The sequence below is a fragment of the Mycolicibacterium sp. XJ1819 genome (assembly GCF_053483675.1).
Genome location: NZ_JBEFST010000001.1, coordinates 209,837 through 224,673, shown reverse-complemented (window position 1 = coordinate 224,673; position 14,837 = coordinate 209,837). Strand labels below are relative to the sequence as shown.

Below are 14,837 nucleotides of genomic sequence, written 5' to 3'. Positions count from 1 at the left end.
CGGGGGTGACGACGTGCATGAATACTCACTCAAATGAGCGAATCCGGCCCGGTACCCACCGGCCTGAAGCGGGTGGTCGTCGCGTCGATGGCGGGCACCGTCGTCGAGTGGTACGAGTTCTTCCTCTACGCCACCGCGGCCACCTTGGTGTTCAACAAGGTCTTCTTCGCCCAGGGCACCGACGAGGCCAACGCGATCATCGCCGCCTTGTTGACCTATGCGGTGGGCTTCGTGGCGCGCCCTCTCGGCGGCGTGGTCTTCGGACACTTCGGCGACAAGTACGGCCGTAAGAAGCTGCTCCAGTTCGCGATCCTGCTCGTCGGCGCGGTCACCTTCCTGATGGGTTGTCTGCCGACATACGGCCAGATCGGGGTCTGGGCACCGGTGCTGCTGGTGGTGCTGCGCTTCCTGCAGGGCTTCGCCGTCGGGGGCGAATGGGGTGGCGCGGTGTTATTGGTCGCCGAGCACAGCCCCGACCGCGAGCGCGGCTTCTGGGCGAGTTGGCCCCAGGCGGCGGTGCCGGTCGGCAACATGCTGGCCACCGTGGTCCTGCTGGTGCTGACAGCGACGATGTCGGATGCCGCGTTCTTGTCGTGGGGATGGCGCATCGCGTTCTGGCTGTCGGCGGTGGTGGTGCTGATCGGGTACTACATCCGCACCAAGGTCTCCGACGCGCCGATCTTCGTGGAGGCCGCGCAGGAGGTCGAACGGGCCAAGGCCGTGTCCTACGGCGTCGTCGAGGTGCTGAGGCGTTATCCGCGTGGCGTTTTCACCGCGATGGGACTGCGCTTCGCGGAGAACATCATGTACTACCTCGTCGTGACGTTCTCCATCGTCTACCTCAAGACCCATGTCGGCACCGACACCAGCGACATCCTGTGGTACCTGCTGGCCGCGCACGCCGTGCATTTCGTGGTGATCCCGCAGGTGGGCAGGCTCTCCGACCGGTTCGGGCGCCGACCGGTGTACATCGTCGGCGCGGTCGCCGCGGGCACCTGGGGCTTTTACGCCTTCCCGATGATGAACACCGCGAACTATCTGGTCATCACGGCCGCGATCATCCTCGGCCTGGTCATCCACTCGCTGATGTATGCACCCCAGCCGGCGATCATGGCCGAGATGTTCCCCACCCGCATGCGCTATTCCGGTGTGTCGCTTGGCTATCAGGTGACCGCGATCTTCGCGGGGTCGCTGGCGCCTGCCATCGCCACCTGGCTGCTCGACAGGTTCAGCTCATCAGTGCCCATCGCGTTGTACCTCGCCGGCGCTGCAGTGATCACGCTGGCCGCGGCGTGGGTGACCCGGGAGACCAACGGAATCGACCTCAAGACCATCGACGACGCCGACCGCGAGCAGCTCGCGAAGGCCGGAGCCGGATGACCGATCTGACGGGCCGTACGGCGCTGGTCACCGGCGGTGCGAGCGGGATCGGCGCGGCCTGCGCACGTGAACTCGCGTCATGCGGGGCAGGAGTGACCGTGGCCGATCTCGACGAGGCGGGCGCACACGCCGTCGCCGACGACATAGGTGGGAAGGCCTGGGTGGTCGACCTTTCCGACGTCAACGCCCTGGAGGATGTGCGGCTGGAGACCGACATCCTGGTCAACAATGCAGGCGTGCAGCACGTCAGCCCCATCGCCGAGTTTCCGCCCGATCGCTTCCGGCTGATGATGGCGCTGATGGTGGAAGCTCCGTTTCTGCTCATCCGCGCCGCGCTGCCGCACATGTACGACCGCAGCTTCGGCCGGATCGTCAACATCTCTTCGGTGCACGGCATCAGGGCGTCCGAGTACAAGGTCGCCTACGTCACCGCCAAGCACGGCATGGAAGGCTTGTCGAAGGTGACCGCGCTGGAGGGCGCCACCCACAACGTGACGAGCAATTGCGTCAACCCGGGGTACGTGCGAACGCCGTTGGTCACCAAGCAGATCGCCGATCAGGCCAAGGTGCACGACATTCCGGAGGATCAGGTGGTGACGGACATTCTTCTCAAGGAGAGCGCGATCAAGCGATTGGTTGAACCCGAAGAGGTGGCTTCTGTGGTCAGTTGGCTCGTGTCGCCGACGGCAGGCATGGTGACCGGCGCGACGTACACGATGGACGGCGGGTGGAGCGCGCGATGACGAACGCCGAGGCGCAGTGGGAGCCGACGCCCGAGGACGTGGCCGGTGCCCGGGTGACCGATTTCGCGCGGTTCGTCGGCGAACGCCACGGGGTGACCGTCGACGACTACCGGTCGCTGTGGCAGTGGTCGATCGACGACCTCGAGGGGTTCTGGGCGGCGCTGTGGGACTACTTCGACCTCGGGAACCGGCCGGATACGGTTCTGGTCGGCGAGGAAATGCCCGGCGCGCAGTGGTTCCCGGGTACCCGGCTCAACTACGTCAATCAGATCATTCGCAACGCCCGCACCGACCGGCCGGCCATCCTCGATATCGCCGAAGGCGGCGCCGTGACCGAGATCTCGTGGGCCGAACTGCTGGGCCGCACATCGGCGTTCGCCGCCCGGTTGCGGGCGCACGGGGTGGGGCCGGGCGATCGGGTCGTCGGCTATCTGCCGAACATCCCCGAGGCCGTGATCGCCTTCCTGGCGACCGCGAGCGTCGGAGCGATCTGGAGTGCCTGCGGCCAGGACTACTCCGCCAAGGCCGCGCTGGATCGGCTGGGTCAACTCGAACCGGTCGTGCTGGTGACCGCGGAGGGCTACCGCTTCGGCGGCAAGTCCCATGACAAGCGCGACGACGTCGAGGCGCTGCGGGCGGGGTTGCCGACGCTGCGCGCCACGGTGCTGGCCTCGGAGCTGACCGAAACCTCCGACGCGCGGCTGGACACCGTGCCCGTTGACTTCGGCCACCCGCTGTGGATCCTGTACTCGTCGGGAACCACGGGCAAGCCCAAGGGCATCGTGCACGGACACGGCGGTGTCGTGCTCGAGCATCTCAAAGCCGTTGCCCTGCAATGTGACATCGGTGCTGACGACACCTTCTTCTGGTACACCAGCCCGAGCTGGATGATGTGGAACTTCCAGATCGCCGGGCTGCTGGTGGGGGCGACGATTGTGTGCTACTCGGGCAGCCCGAACCACCCCCAGCCGGACACGCTGTGGCACCTCGCCGCCCAAATCCAGGCGACGGTGCTGGGCACCAGTCCCGCGTACGTGCTCGGGTGCGCCAAGGCGGGTGCGGTGCCGCGGCGGGATCACGACCTGTCGGCGTTGCGCACCGTCGGCATCACCGGGTCGTCGTTGCCGCCGTCGACGTCGCTGTGGCTGCGCGACAACGTCGGTGAGCGGGTCCAGGTGTCGTCGATCAGCGGCGGCACCGACGTGGTCTCGGCCTTCATCGGCGGGGTGCCCACCGTGCCGGTATGGCCCGGAGAACTGTCGGCGCCCTACCTCGGTGTCGCATTGGACGCCTGGGATGAGGCGGGCAACCCGGTCCGCGACGAAGTCGGGGAACTCGTCATCACCAAACCCATGCCGTCCATGCCGGTCAGGTTCTGGAACGATGCGGACGGATCCCGCTACCGCAGCGCCTATTTCGAGACCTACCCCGGTGTGTGGCGGCACGGGGACTGGATCACGATCACCGACCACGGCAGCGTCATCGTGCACGGGCGGTCGGACTCGACGCTGAACCGGCACGGCATCCGGATGGGCAGCGCCGACATCTACCAGGCGGTGGAACGCTTGCCCGAGATCGCCGAGTCCATGGTGATCGGCGTCGATCAACCCGACGGCGGCTACTGGATGCCGTTGTTCGTGGTGCTGGCCGAAGGGGCAGAACTCACCGACGAACTCCGCGACCGCATCAACAAGACCATCCGGGACGAGGTGTCGCCGCGGCACGTTCCCGACGAGATCATCGTCGCCCCCGGCGTTCCGCACACCCGCACGGGCAAGAAGCTCGAGGTGCCCGTGAAGAAGCTGCTCCAGGGCGGCGACGCCGCGAAAGTCGTCGAGCGCAGCGCCGTCGACGATCCCGACCTGCTCGACTGGTACGTCAAGCAGCGTCGAACCTGACCAGCTCGATGCTGAGCCCGCCCTCGATCAGGCTCGTGGTTCGCACGGGCGGGCCGGGCAGCGGCGGGGCCAGCGATCGGTAGGTGGCGTTGGTGGGCGTCGTGAACTCGGCAATGTGCTCGCCGTCGCATTCCTTGGTCGCCACCGACCAGCCGGGTGCCTCCTTGGCGTAGTTGCAGGCCTCGCACTCGCCCAGGCCATTCGATGCGCTCGTCGGACCGCCGCGGTGCCTAGGCACAGCGTGGTCGCGGTGACGTATCTCCGCGTTGCAGTAGGGCGTGCGACACGTCTGGTCGCGGACTCCGATGAAGGCGGCCAACCCTTTCGGGAAGGCGCGCGCTTTGGACTCCATCGCCACGAGTTGTCCGCTGCGCGGGTGACGGTACAGCCGGCGCAGCACCGCCTTTGCGTCCGCATCGGCGACCGCGTCCCCGGTCAGCCCTCTCGCGATCGCGCTCGGTAGGGGTCCGTAACCGTCGAGCCATGCGGGCGCATCGTCGTCGCCCATCAGAGTGGTGTCGGCCATCACCAGGTTCACGTTGACGTCCACCGGTTGTTCGGCCGGGCGTCCGGTGACCCGCTCCACCAACGTGTCGGCCATGATCTGGTCGCGCGAGCGGTCGTCGAAAGTGGTGTCGGCGGCGCATTTCAGCGCGGCATAGACGCTCACTCCCTGCCCGACGGGCAGCAGCGCGCTCACCCACACCATCGAGTCAGGCGCCGGGCGGACGCCCACCCGTCGGTCCGCGGGGGCCTTGGCGCTGCGATCCACCACCGCGCCGACGTCGAGGTCGCAGGCGATTCGTTTGGCTTCGGCGGCGATCCGCTTGTCACCCCACCCGTCGAGCTTGGTCACGTCGGCGCACATGCGCTCGTCGAGGCGGCGGCGGTCCTCGACACACAAGCACGCCGACTCGCGCACGATCAGGGTGGCCCGCCATTCCGACAGCGCTGCACACTCCAACGCCGCGAGCGTGTGAGGCATCTCGTCCACCAGCGCGCTGGCGAAGCCGAGGTGCCGACCGCCCTGTACCGGGGCATCGCGACGGGCCAGTGCGACCTCGGTCGCGAGCCCACGTCCACGCTTGCGCGCCGGCACGCCCGCAGCTTCTTCGGCCGCATACCGTTTGGCCTTCCACGCCGCCGTCGCGCGGGCCTGTGCTGCGGCCGCGGCGGCCTTGAGGTTCTCCAGGCGTTCGACCTGCTCCCGCAGGCAAGCCTCGCCCGCCTCGGGGTCGACGTCGAACAACCTTTCGAACATAGTCCCGACGCTACAGGGACCCTCCGACAAGTCCCTCTCAGGACAGCCAGGCGCCGATCCGCCGCAGCGCCTCGGTGATATCGCTCGTCGGCCCGGCGAACGACAGCCGCACAAACGACCCGCCCCGCACGGTGTCGAAGTCGATACCGGGCGCGATCGCGACGCCGGTGTCCGCCAACAGCTTCGAGCAGAACGACAGCGAGTCGGTGGTCAGATGCGACACGTCGGCGTAGACGTAGAACGCGCCGTCGGTGGGGGCCACCCGGTCGATGCCGATGTCCCGCAGCCCGTCGAGCAGCAGCCGGCGGTTGGCCGCGTAGTGGTGCAGCAGGGCGTCCGACTCGGCGACGGCGTCCGGGGTGAACGCGGCCACCGCGGCGTACTGGGCCAGCACCGGCGGGCATATCGTGAAGTTGCCGGTCAAACAGTCCACCGCGCGTAGCAGTTCCTTGGGCACCAGCAGCCAGCCCAGCCGCCACCCCGTCATCGCGAAATATTTCGAGAAGCTGTTGACCACCACCGCATCCCGCGACGTCTGCCACGCGCAGCTGGTTTCCGGGGCGCCCGGGTAGACCAGCCCGTGGTAGACCTCGTCGCTGATCAGCCGCACCCCGGTGTCCGCGCACCACGACGCGATCGACGCGAGCTCTTCGGGCGGTATCACGGTCCCGGTCGGGTTGGCCGGGCTCGCGACGATCACGCCTTGCACGGGCGGATCGAGCTCGGCCAGCATCTGCGCGGTCGGCTGGAAGCGGGTCTCCGGGCCGCAGGCGATCTCGACGACCTCGCAGTCCAGCGCCGAGAGGATGTTGCGGTAACACGGATATCCGGGGCTGGCGATCGCCACCCGGTCGCCGACGTCGAAGCAGGCCAGAAACGTCAACAGGAAACCGCCGCTGGAGCCGGTGGTCAGCACCACCTCGTCGGCGTCGACCGCGATGCCGTACCGGTCGGCGTAGGACTCGGCGATCGCGCCGCGGAGTTCGGGGATGCCCAGTGCCACCGAGTAGCCGAGCTGGTTGCGCTGCAGCGCGTCGACCGCCGCGTCGCGCACCGGCGTGGGCGCCCCGGCGCTGGGCTGACCCGCCGAGAGGTTCACCAGATCACCGTGACTGCGCTGACGCTCGGCGGCGGCCAGCCACACATCCATCACGTAGAACGGCGGAATGCCCGCGCGCAGGGATATCCGGCTCATCCGGCCAGGCTAGAGCACCTCGGACTCGAGCCGACGCAGATGCTCACGCGGTGGCCCGAGCAGCTGTGCGCTGCCGTGTGCGCGCTTGAAGTACAGCTGAATGTCGCTTTCCCAGGTGATCGCGATGCCGCCGTGCAACTGGATCGCCTCCGCGGCCACCTTGGACAGCGCCTCGCTGGCCGACACCCTCGCCAGTGCGGCCGAGGTCGCCGAGGGCTGCGCGACCGCCTCGTCGACGACGGCCCGCGCGGACTGCACCGAAACGTACAGATCGGCCATCCGGTGCTTGAGCGCCTGGAAGCTGCCGATCGACCTGCCGAACTGCACCCGGTCCTTGGTGTAGGCCACCGTCAACTCGAGGCAGCGGGTCGCAGCGCCGACCTGCTCGGCGGCCAGTAGCAGCGCCGCCGTGTCGGCCAGTCCCGGATCGGCGCCGATGTCGGTGGCCTGCCCCGGTGTCACCCGCGCCAGTCGCCGCGTCGGGTCCATGCCGTCGAGGCGCTGCGCGCTGAACTCGGTCCACCGGCTGATCCGATCACCGTCGACGGCAACTACCACGTCGGCGACATCGCCGTTGACGACGTAGTCGGCGTCGAACACCACGGCGCCGATCGATACGCCCTCCGCGAGCGCCTCGAGAGCGCCGGTGTCCGGCTCGTCGGCGGCCAGCAGCGCGGCCACGGCCAACGTGGTGCCCAGCAGCGGGGTGGGCACCAGCGCCTTGCCGAGTTCCTCGAGCACGACGGCGGCGTCGGCGAGTCCCCCGCCCGCACCGCCCATCTCCTCGGGCACCAGCAGGGCTGCCGCACCGACCTGCTCGCACAACAGCTTCCACAGCGACTCGTCGTAGCCGCGCTCCGAAGCCATCGCCGCGCGCACCGCCTCCGGCGAGGCGTGCTTTTCGACCAGCGACGCGACGGTCTGGCGCAGCAGGTTGCGCTCTTCGGTCACGACAGCGCCTCCAATACCCGTCGCCGGTGTGCCGTCGAATCGCCCCACGCCGACCGAAGCGCCTGCACCCGCAGCAGCCACAGCGACAGGTCGTGCTCCTGGGTGAAGCCGATGGCGCCGTGGGTCTGCAGCGACGAGCGCGCCGCCAGCAGCGCGGCCTCGCCCGCGGCGACCTTGGCGGCGCTGACGTCACGCGCGATCTCGGGCGCACCGTCGGCCACCGACAGCGCCGCGCCGTAGACCAGCGGCCGGGCCAACTCGATCGCGATGTGCACGTCGGCGAGCTTGTGCTTGATCGCCTGATACGTGCCGATCGCGCGGCCGAACTGGTGTCGCTGCTTGGCGTATTCGACCGACATGTCCAGCATCGCCTGCCCGGCGCCCACCAACTGCGCGGCCGTGGCCAGCACGCCCATCTCGTATGCGCGCGCGACATCCGCCGCCGCCCGGTCGCCGGATGCGGTGACGTCGAACAGCTTTCGGCTCGGGTCCACGGAGTCGTGCCGCTCACCCGCCGCGCCTTCGGTCACTCCGTCCGGATCGGCCAGCAGGACCAGGCCGGCGGTGTCGGCGTCCACGGCCCGGGGCACCTGCGGGGGCATCGCGACCGTGGCGATCAGCTCGCCGGACGCCAGCGCGCCTGCCCGCTCGTCGCCGGCGAGCAGAATCGGTGCCACCGCAATGGACTCGGTGACCGGGCCGGGCACACACCAGCGGCCGAGCCGCTCCATTGCCACCACCACGTCGACGGGATGGGCGTCGATGCCGTCGAACCGCTCGGGAACGGCCAGGGCCGTGACGCCGAGTTCGGCCAGCTGGGCCCACACCTTGCGGCCCGGTGTGGTGTCACCCTGCGACCAGGCCCGCACCGCGGCGGGCAGATCGGCGGAGCCAAGCGCGGCATCGATGCTGGCCGCGAAATCGCGCTGCTGCTCGTCGATCTCGAATCTCACTTGGCCTTCTCCCTAGGCAGGCCCAGCAGCCGCTCGGCGATGATATTGCGCTGAATCTCGTTGGTACCCGCATAGATCGGACCGCCCAGGGCGAACAGCAGCCCGTCGGTCCAGTCGTTGTGCAGCTCCGCGTCGGGGCCGAGCAGGTCCAGCGCAGTCTGGTGCAGTGCGACGTCGAGATCCGACCAGAACACCTTGGTCACCGACGACTCGGCGCCCAGCTCACCGCCCGCGGCCACCCGGGTCACGGTGCCGAACGTGTGCAGGCGGTAGGCCTGCGCCTTGATCCACGCGTCGGCAACACGGTCGGCATAGGCGGGATCCGGGTTCTGTTTCCATTGCGCGACAAGTCGTTCCGCCGGCGCCAGGAAGCGTGCCGGGCTGCGCAGCGACATACCGCGTTCGTTGCTCGACGTGCTCATCGCCGCGCGCCACCCGTCGTGCACCTCGCCGATGACGTCGTGGTCGGGGACGAACACGTCGTCGAGGAAGATCTCGCCGAAGCCGGTGTCACCGCCGAGTTGGGCGATGGGCCGCACGGTGATTCCGTCGGCCTTCAGGTCGAACATGAAGTAGGTCAGCCCACGGTGGCGTTCGGCGGCCGGATCGGAGCGAAACAGCCCGAAAGCCCGCTCGCCGAACGGCGCGCGGGAACTCCAGATCTTCTGGCCGTTGAGCAGCCAGCCACCCTCGGTCCTGGTGGCGGTGGACCGCAACGACGCCAGATCGCTGCCGGACTCCGGCTCCGACCACGCCTGCGCCCAGATCTCCTCGCCGGTGGCCATCTTCGGCAGGACGCGGTCCAGCTGTTCTTCGGTGCCGTGCGCGAACAACGTCGGCGCCAACATCGACGTGCCGTTGGCGCTGGCCCGGCCCGGTGCGCCGGCGCGGAAGTACTCCTCCTCGTACACCACCCATTGCAGCAGCGACGCGTCTCGCCCGCCGTACTTGCGCGGCCAGGTGATCACCGACAGCCCGGCGTCATAGAGGATCCGGTCCCAGCGCCGGTGCTGCTCGAACCCCTCGGCGGTGTCATAGGACTTCGTCGGGAACGAATTCCGGTTCGCGGCGAGGAATTCGCGCACCTCGGCCTGAAATTCCAAGGTGGTGTCGTCGAAATTGAGATCCATCAAACTCTTTCTCTCAGAAGCGGCTTGACCACCTTGCCACCCGCGTTGCGGGGCAGCACGTCGAGAAACTCTACCGACCGTGGCACCTTGAAGTTCGCCAGATGCTCACGGGTGTAGGCGATCACGGTCTGCTCGTCCAGAGTGGCACCGGGCCTGGCCACCACGAACGCCTTGCCGACCTCGCCGAGTCGCTCGTCGGGGACGCCGATCACCGCGGATTCGGCGACCCCGTCCAGTCGGGCCAGCACCTGCTCGACCTCTGCGGGATAGACGTTGAACCCGCCGCAGATGTACATGTCCTTGAGCCGGTCGGTGATCTGCAGATTGCCGTTCTCGTCGACCTTCCCGATGTCGCCGGTGTGCAGCCAGCCGTCGGCGTCGACGGTCGCGGCGGTGGCCTCGGGGTCGTCGAGATAGCCGAGCATGACGGTGGGCCCGCGCAGCAGCACTTCGCCGGTGCCGTCGTCGGAAGGGTCGTCGATACGCAGTTCGAAGTCGGCGATCGGGCGTCCGGAGGTGGTGGCGATGGTCACCGCGTCGTCGTCGGCGCGACACATCGTGCCGAAGCCGTTGGCCTCGGTGAGACCGTATGCGGTGAGCACGATGTCGATGTCCAGTTCGGACCGCATGCGTTCGATCAGCACGACCGGGATGGTCGCGGCGCCGGTGACCGCGAACCGCAGCGAGCTCAGGTCGTAGTCGGCCCGGCGGGGGTGATCCAGCAGCACCTGATAGATCGTCGGGGGCCCGGGCAGCACGGTGATGCGGTGCTCCTGCACGGCCCGCATGGCCTGCTCGGCGTCGAAGGTCAACTGGGGAATCAACGTCGCGCCGGTCTGCAGGCAGGCCAGGATGCCGGCCTTGTAGCCGAAGTTGTGGAAGAACGGGTTGATGCACAGGTAGCGGTCGGCGCTGGTGAGCTGGCCACACTCGGCCCACGCTGCGGATCCCGCCAGCGACTGCCGGTGCGCGCACAGCACGCCCTTGCTGCGGCCGGTGGTGCCGGAGGTGAACAGGATGTCGGAGACGTCGTCGGGTGTGACGGCCGCGGCCCGCGCCTGGGCCGCGGCGGTGTCGCGGCCGCGGGCCATGAACGAATCCCACGAACCGTCGCCGGTCTCGGCGCGATCGACCGGCACCCGCACGATGTGGCGCAACCGCGGCAGCGCGTCACGGTCGAGGTCGGCGGTCTTGTCGGTGCCGAGGAACTCGCCCGCGGCCACCAGCAGGGGCGCGTTCGTGCGCTCGATGACGTCGGCCGCCTCGCGGACCGTGTAGCGGGTGTTGAGCGGCACCACGACCCCACCCGCGTAGTGGGTGGCCAGGCAGGCCACCACCCAGTGCCACGTGTTGGGTGACCAGATCGCGACCCGGTCGCCGGCGTCGACGCCCAGCTCGATCATCGCCGCGGCGGCGACGCGCACCTCGTCGCGCAATTGGGTGAACGTGAACGTCCGATCGTCGGTGACCAGCGCCGGATGTCCTGCGAATCGGTCGGCGCTGTGGTCCAAGACCTGGGGAATGGTCCTTGGATCCGTACTCATCGACGCTCCCTCAACAAAGCAAGTGCTTGGTAGGTTAGCCTACAAGGGTGATTGAGGTCGAGGAGTTCCGGGCCGAGGTCCGCGACTGGCTGGCCGCCAACCTGGTCGGCGAGTACGCCGCACTCAAGGGCCTCGGCGGGCCGGGCCACGACAACGTCGCGTTCGAGGAACGTCTGGCGTGGAACCGGCATCTGGCCGCCGCGGGGTACACGTGCCTGGGGTGGCCCCAGGAGCACGGCGGCCGAGGCCTGTCGGTCGCGCATCGGGTGGCGTTCTACGAGGAGTACGCGCTGGCGAACGCGCCCGCGAAGGTCAACCACTTCGGCGAGGAACTGCTCGGGCCGACGCTGATCGCCTACGGCACGCCCGAGCAGCAGAAGCGGTTCCTTCCCAAGATCCGCGATGTCACCGAGCTGTGGTGCCAGGGCTATTCGGAGCCGGGCGCGGGCAGCGACCTCGCCAACGTGTCGACGTCCGCCGAACTCGACGGGGATCAGTGGGTGATCAACGGACAGAAGGTCTGGACGTCGCTGGCACACTGGGCGCAGTGGTGCTTCGTGGTCGCGCGCACCGAGAAGGGCTCCAAACGCCATGCGGGCCTGTCCTATCTGCTGGTGCCGCTGGACCAGCCCGGTGTCGAGGTGCGGCCCATCGTCCAGCTGACCGGTGACTCGGAATTCAACGAGGTGTTCTTCGACGACGCCCGCACCGAGGCCTCGCTGGTGGTCGGCGAACCCGGTGACGGCTGGCGGGTGGCCATGGGCACCTTGACATTCGAGCGTGGGGTGTCGACGCTGGGTCAGCAGATCGAGTACGCCCGCGAGCTGTCCGGCGTGGCGGAGTTGGCCAAACGCACTGGTGCGGCTGACGATCCGCTGATCCGGGAACGGCTGACCCGGTCATGGGTGGGGCTGCGGACGATGCGGTCCTACGCGCTGGCCACCATGGGTGAAGAACAGCCCGGTCAAGACAACGTGTCGAAGTTGTTGTGGGCCAACTGGCATCGCGAGCTCGGCGAGATCGCAATGGATGTGCTCGGCTCCGAAGGTCTGACGCTGACCGACGGCGACTTCGACGAATGGCAGCGGCTGTACCTGTTCTCGCGGGCCGACACCATCTACGGCGGATCCAACGAAATTCAGCGCAACATCATCGCCGAGCGGGTGCTCGGCCTACCGAGGGAACCAAAAGGGTGACGAAAAATCTTTCTGTAGCCCCGAAAGAGATTGACGGACACGGTCTTCTGGCCGGCAAGGTCGTCGTCGTGACGGCCGCCGCGGGCACCGGCATCGGGTCTGCGGTGGCGCGGCGCGCACTGATGGAGGGCGCCGACGTCGTCGTCTCTGACCACCACGAGCGGCGTCTGGGCGAAACCCGCGACCAACTCACAGAACTCGGCCTGGGCCGGGTGGAAAGCGTGGTCTGCGACGTGACATCCACCGCGCAGGTAGACGCCCTGATCGCATCGACCACCGCCCGGATGGGGCGTTTGGATGTGTTGGTGAACAACGCCGGTCTCGGCGGCCAGACCCCCGTGATCGACATGACCGACGAGGAATGGGACCGCGTGCTGAACGTGACCCTGACGTCGGTGATGCGTGCCACCCGCGCGGCGCTGCGCTATTTCCGCGAGGCCGGCCATGGCGGGGTGATCGTCAACAACGCCAGCGTGTTGGGGTGGCGCGCACAGCATTCGCAATCGCACTACGCGGCCGCCAAGGCCGGGGTGATGGCGTTGACCCGGTGCAGCGCGATCGAGGCCGTCGAGCACGGTGTGCGGATCAACGCGGTGTCGCCCAGCATCGCCCGTCACAAGTTCCTCGAGAAGACCAGCAGCGCGGATCTGCTGGACCGGCTCTCGGAAGGCGAGGCATTCGGCCGGGCGGCCGAACCGTGGGAGGTGGCCGCCACGATCGCGTTCCTTGCCAGTGACTACTCCAGTTACCTGACTGGAGAAGTGATATCGGTGTCGAGTCAGCACCCATGACCGAGCAGCCCGTGAGTAGGAGGGACGAGCTTCTCGAGCTCGCCGCGGTGATGTTCGCCGAGCGTGGCCTGCGCGCCACCACGGTGCGCGACATCGCCGACTCCGCGGGCATCCTGTCGGGCAGCCTGTATCACCACTTCTCCTCCAAGGAGGAGATGGTCGACGAACTGCTGCGCGGGTTTCTGGACTGGTTGTTCACCCGCTACCAGGAGATCGTGAACACCGAGGCCAATCCGCTGGAGCGGCTCGAGGGATTGTTCATGACGTCGTTCGAGGCGATCGAGCACCGCCACGCCCAGGTCGTGATCTACCAGGACGAGGCCAAGCGATTGGCGGGGCAGCAGCGGTTCTCCTATGTGGAGCAACGCAACAAAGAGCAGCGCAAGATGTGGTTGGACCTGCTCAACCAGGGCATCGAGGAGGGTTACTTCCGGCCCGACATCGACGTCGACCTGGTCTACCGGTTCATCCGTGACACCACCTGGGTGTCGGTGCGCTGGTATCAACCCGGTGGTCCGCTCACCGCCGAACAGGTCGGCAGACAATATCTTTCAATAGTTCTCGGTGGAATCACAAGAGAGAAGGACTGAAATGGCTGGAACCAACGGACTTTCGCAGGCGTACGTCATCGAGGCGGTGCGCAGCGCGGTCGGCAAGCGCAACGGGTCGCTGGCCGGCGTGCACCCCGTCGACCTCGGTGCGGCCGCATGGCGCGCGCTGTTCGACCGGGTCGACGTCGACCCGGGTGCCGTCGACGACGTGATCGCGGGCTGTCTGGACACCATCGGGCCGCAGGCCGGCAACATCGCGAGGAACTCCTGGCTGGCGGCGGGCTTTCCGGAGGAGGTCCCCGGGGTCACCGTGGACCGCCAGTGCGGATCCAGTCAGCAGGCGATTTCGTTCGGCGCACAGGCCGTGATGTCCGGCACCGCGGATCTGATCGTCGCGGGCGGCATGCAGAACATGAGCCAGATCCCGATCTCGTCGGCGATGCTCGTCGCCGAGCAGTTCGGATTCACCTCGCCCACCAACGAATCGAAGGATTGGCTGCACCGCTACGGCGACCAGGAGATCTCCCAGTTCCGCGGCGCGGAGTTGATCGCCGAGAAGTGGGGTATCTCGCGCGAGGAGATGGAGGAGTTCTCGCTCACCAGCCACCAGCGGGCGCAGGAGGCGATCCGCGCCGGCTACTTCGAGAACGAGATCTTCGGTATCGAGGTGGAGGGCGCCACGTTCGTCACCGACGAGGGCCCGCGCGACACCTCGCTGGAGAAGATGGCCGGGCTCAAGACCCTGACCGAGGGCGGCCGGTTGACCGCGGCGATGGCCAGCCAGATCTCCGACGGCGCCAGCGCGGTGCTGCTGGCCTCCGAGAAGGCGGTCTCCGAGCACGGCCTCAAGCCGCGCGCGCGCATTCACCACATCAGTGCCCGCGGCGCGGACCCGGTGTTCATGTTGACCGGGCCCATCCCCGCGACGCGCTATGCGCTGGAGAAGACGGGGCTGTCGATCGACGACATCGACACCGTGGAGATCAACGAAGCCTTCGCCCCGGTGGTGATGGCGTGGCTGAAGGAGATCAAGGCCGATCCCGCGAAGGTCAACCCGAGCGGCGGCGCGATCGCACTCGGTCATCCGCTCGGCGCGACGGGCGCGAAGCTGTTCGCCACGATGCTGAACACGTTGGAGCGCACCGGCGGTCGCTACGGTCTTCAGACGATGTGCGAGGGCGGCGGCACCGCCAACGTCACGATCATCGAACGCCTCTAGCCGGGATAGAGTCGCCAATCTCTTG

General features: G+C 68.0%; 13 protein-coding genes. 7 read left to right on the top strand and 6 right to left on the bottom strand.

Going from position 1 to position 14,837, the window contains the following annotated elements; translation table 11 throughout:
* Window positions 1-33: 33 nt before the first annotated feature.
* Genes ABQE89_RS01080 through ABQE89_RS01070 form a run of 3 tightly spaced genes read left to right on the top strand, consistent with a single transcriptional unit; the run spans window position 34 to window position 4,021 of the window.
* Window positions 34-1,380, top strand: coding sequence for an MFS transporter (locus tag ABQE89_RS01080; RefSeq protein ID WP_448413239.1), 1,347 nt, complete (start codon window positions 34-36; stop codon window positions 1,378-1,380).
* Window positions 1,377-2,123: a 3-hydroxybutyrate dehydrogenase gene (locus ABQE89_RS01075; protein ID WP_448413237.1), complete on the top strand. Its 747-nt coding sequence runs from the start codon at window positions 1,377-1,379 to the stop codon at window positions 2,121-2,123. The genes ABQE89_RS01080 and ABQE89_RS01075 overlap by 4 nt, the downstream gene beginning before the upstream one ends.
* The gene (locus ABQE89_RS01070; RefSeq protein WP_448413235.1) at window positions 2,120-4,021 is read left to right on the top strand and encodes an acetoacetate--CoA ligase; all 1,902 of its coding nucleotides are present in this window, start codon (window positions 2,120-2,122) and stop codon (window positions 4,019-4,021) included. The genes ABQE89_RS01075 and ABQE89_RS01070 overlap by 4 nt, the downstream gene beginning before the upstream one ends.
* Here ABQE89_RS01070 and ABQE89_RS01065 read toward each other — a convergent pair.
* Genes ABQE89_RS01065 through fadD3 form a run of 6 tightly spaced genes read right to left on the bottom strand, consistent with a single transcriptional unit; the run spans window position 4,002 to window position 11,055 of the window.
* Window positions 4,002-5,282, bottom strand: coding sequence for an HNH endonuclease (locus ABQE89_RS01065; protein ID WP_448413233.1), 1,281 nt, complete (start codon window positions 5,280-5,282; stop codon window positions 4,002-4,004). The genes ABQE89_RS01070 and ABQE89_RS01065 overlap by 20 nt on opposite strands.
* Before the next feature lie 37 nt (window positions 5,283-5,319).
* Window positions 5,320-6,477: a pyridoxal phosphate-dependent aminotransferase gene (locus ABQE89_RS01060; protein WP_448413231.1), complete on the bottom strand. Its 1,158-nt coding sequence runs from the start codon at window positions 6,475-6,477 to the stop codon at window positions 5,320-5,322.
* 9 nt (window positions 6,478-6,486) lie between these two features.
* On the bottom strand, window positions 6,487-7,428 hold the full coding sequence (ipdE2, locus tag ABQE89_RS01055) for an acyl-CoA dehydrogenase IpdE2 (protein WP_448413229.1): 942 nt from the start codon (window positions 7,426-7,428) through the stop codon (window positions 6,487-6,489).
* Entirely contained in the window at window positions 7,425-8,381 is a 957-nt protein-coding gene (locus ABQE89_RS01050) for an acyl-CoA dehydrogenase family protein (protein ID WP_448413227.1), read from the bottom strand. Before ABQE89_RS01050 ends, ipdE2 begins: the two co-directional genes overlap by 4 nt.
* Window positions 8,378-9,511: an acyl-CoA dehydrogenase family protein gene (locus ABQE89_RS01045; protein WP_448413225.1), complete on the bottom strand. Its 1,134-nt coding sequence runs from the start codon at window positions 9,509-9,511 to the stop codon at window positions 8,378-8,380. The genes ABQE89_RS01050 and ABQE89_RS01045 overlap by 4 nt, the downstream gene beginning before the upstream one ends.
* The gene (fadD3, locus tag ABQE89_RS01040) at window positions 9,511-11,055 is read right to left on the bottom strand and encodes a 3-((3aS,4S,7aS)-7a-methyl-1,5-dioxo-octahydro-1H-inden-4-yl)propanoate--CoA ligase FadD3 (RefSeq protein WP_448413223.1); all 1,545 of its coding nucleotides are present in this window, start codon (window positions 11,053-11,055) and stop codon (window positions 9,511-9,513) included. The genes ABQE89_RS01045 and fadD3 overlap by 1 nt, the downstream gene beginning before the upstream one ends.
* A 47-nt stretch (window positions 11,056-11,102) precedes the next feature.
* On the opposite strand from fadD3, the gene ipdE1 reads away from it, so the two are divergent.
* The 4 genes from ipdE1 to fadA6 are packed head-to-tail and all read left to right on the top strand — an operon-like array spanning window position 11,103 to window position 14,812.
* Window positions 11,103-12,251, top strand: a complete 1,149-nt coding sequence (gene ipdE1 / locus ABQE89_RS01035; RefSeq protein WP_448413221.1) for an acyl-CoA dehydrogenase IpdE1 — start codon at window positions 11,103-11,105, stop codon at window positions 12,249-12,251.
* Window positions 12,248-13,042 (top strand): (5R,7aS)-5-hydroxy-7a-methyl-1-oxo-2,3,5,6,7,7a-hexahydro-1H-indene-carboxyl-CoA reductase, encoded by a 795-nt coding sequence (gene ipdF, locus ABQE89_RS01030; protein WP_448413219.1) that lies wholly within the window; start codon window positions 12,248-12,250, stop codon window positions 13,040-13,042. Before ipdE1 ends, ipdF begins: the two co-directional genes overlap by 4 nt.
* Window positions 13,039-13,632 (top strand): TetR family transcriptional regulator KstR2, encoded by a 594-nt coding sequence (gene kstR2 / locus ABQE89_RS01025; protein ID WP_448413217.1) that lies wholly within the window; start codon window positions 13,039-13,041, stop codon window positions 13,630-13,632. The genes ipdF and kstR2 overlap by 4 nt, the downstream gene beginning before the upstream one ends.
* Before the next feature lies 1 nt (window position 13,633).
* Window positions 13,634-14,812 (top strand): steroid 3-ketoacyl-CoA thiolase FadA6, encoded by a 1,179-nt coding sequence (gene fadA6, locus ABQE89_RS01020; RefSeq protein ID WP_448413215.1) that lies wholly within the window; start codon window positions 13,634-13,636, stop codon window positions 14,810-14,812.
* Window positions 14,813-14,837: the final 25 nt, after the last annotated feature.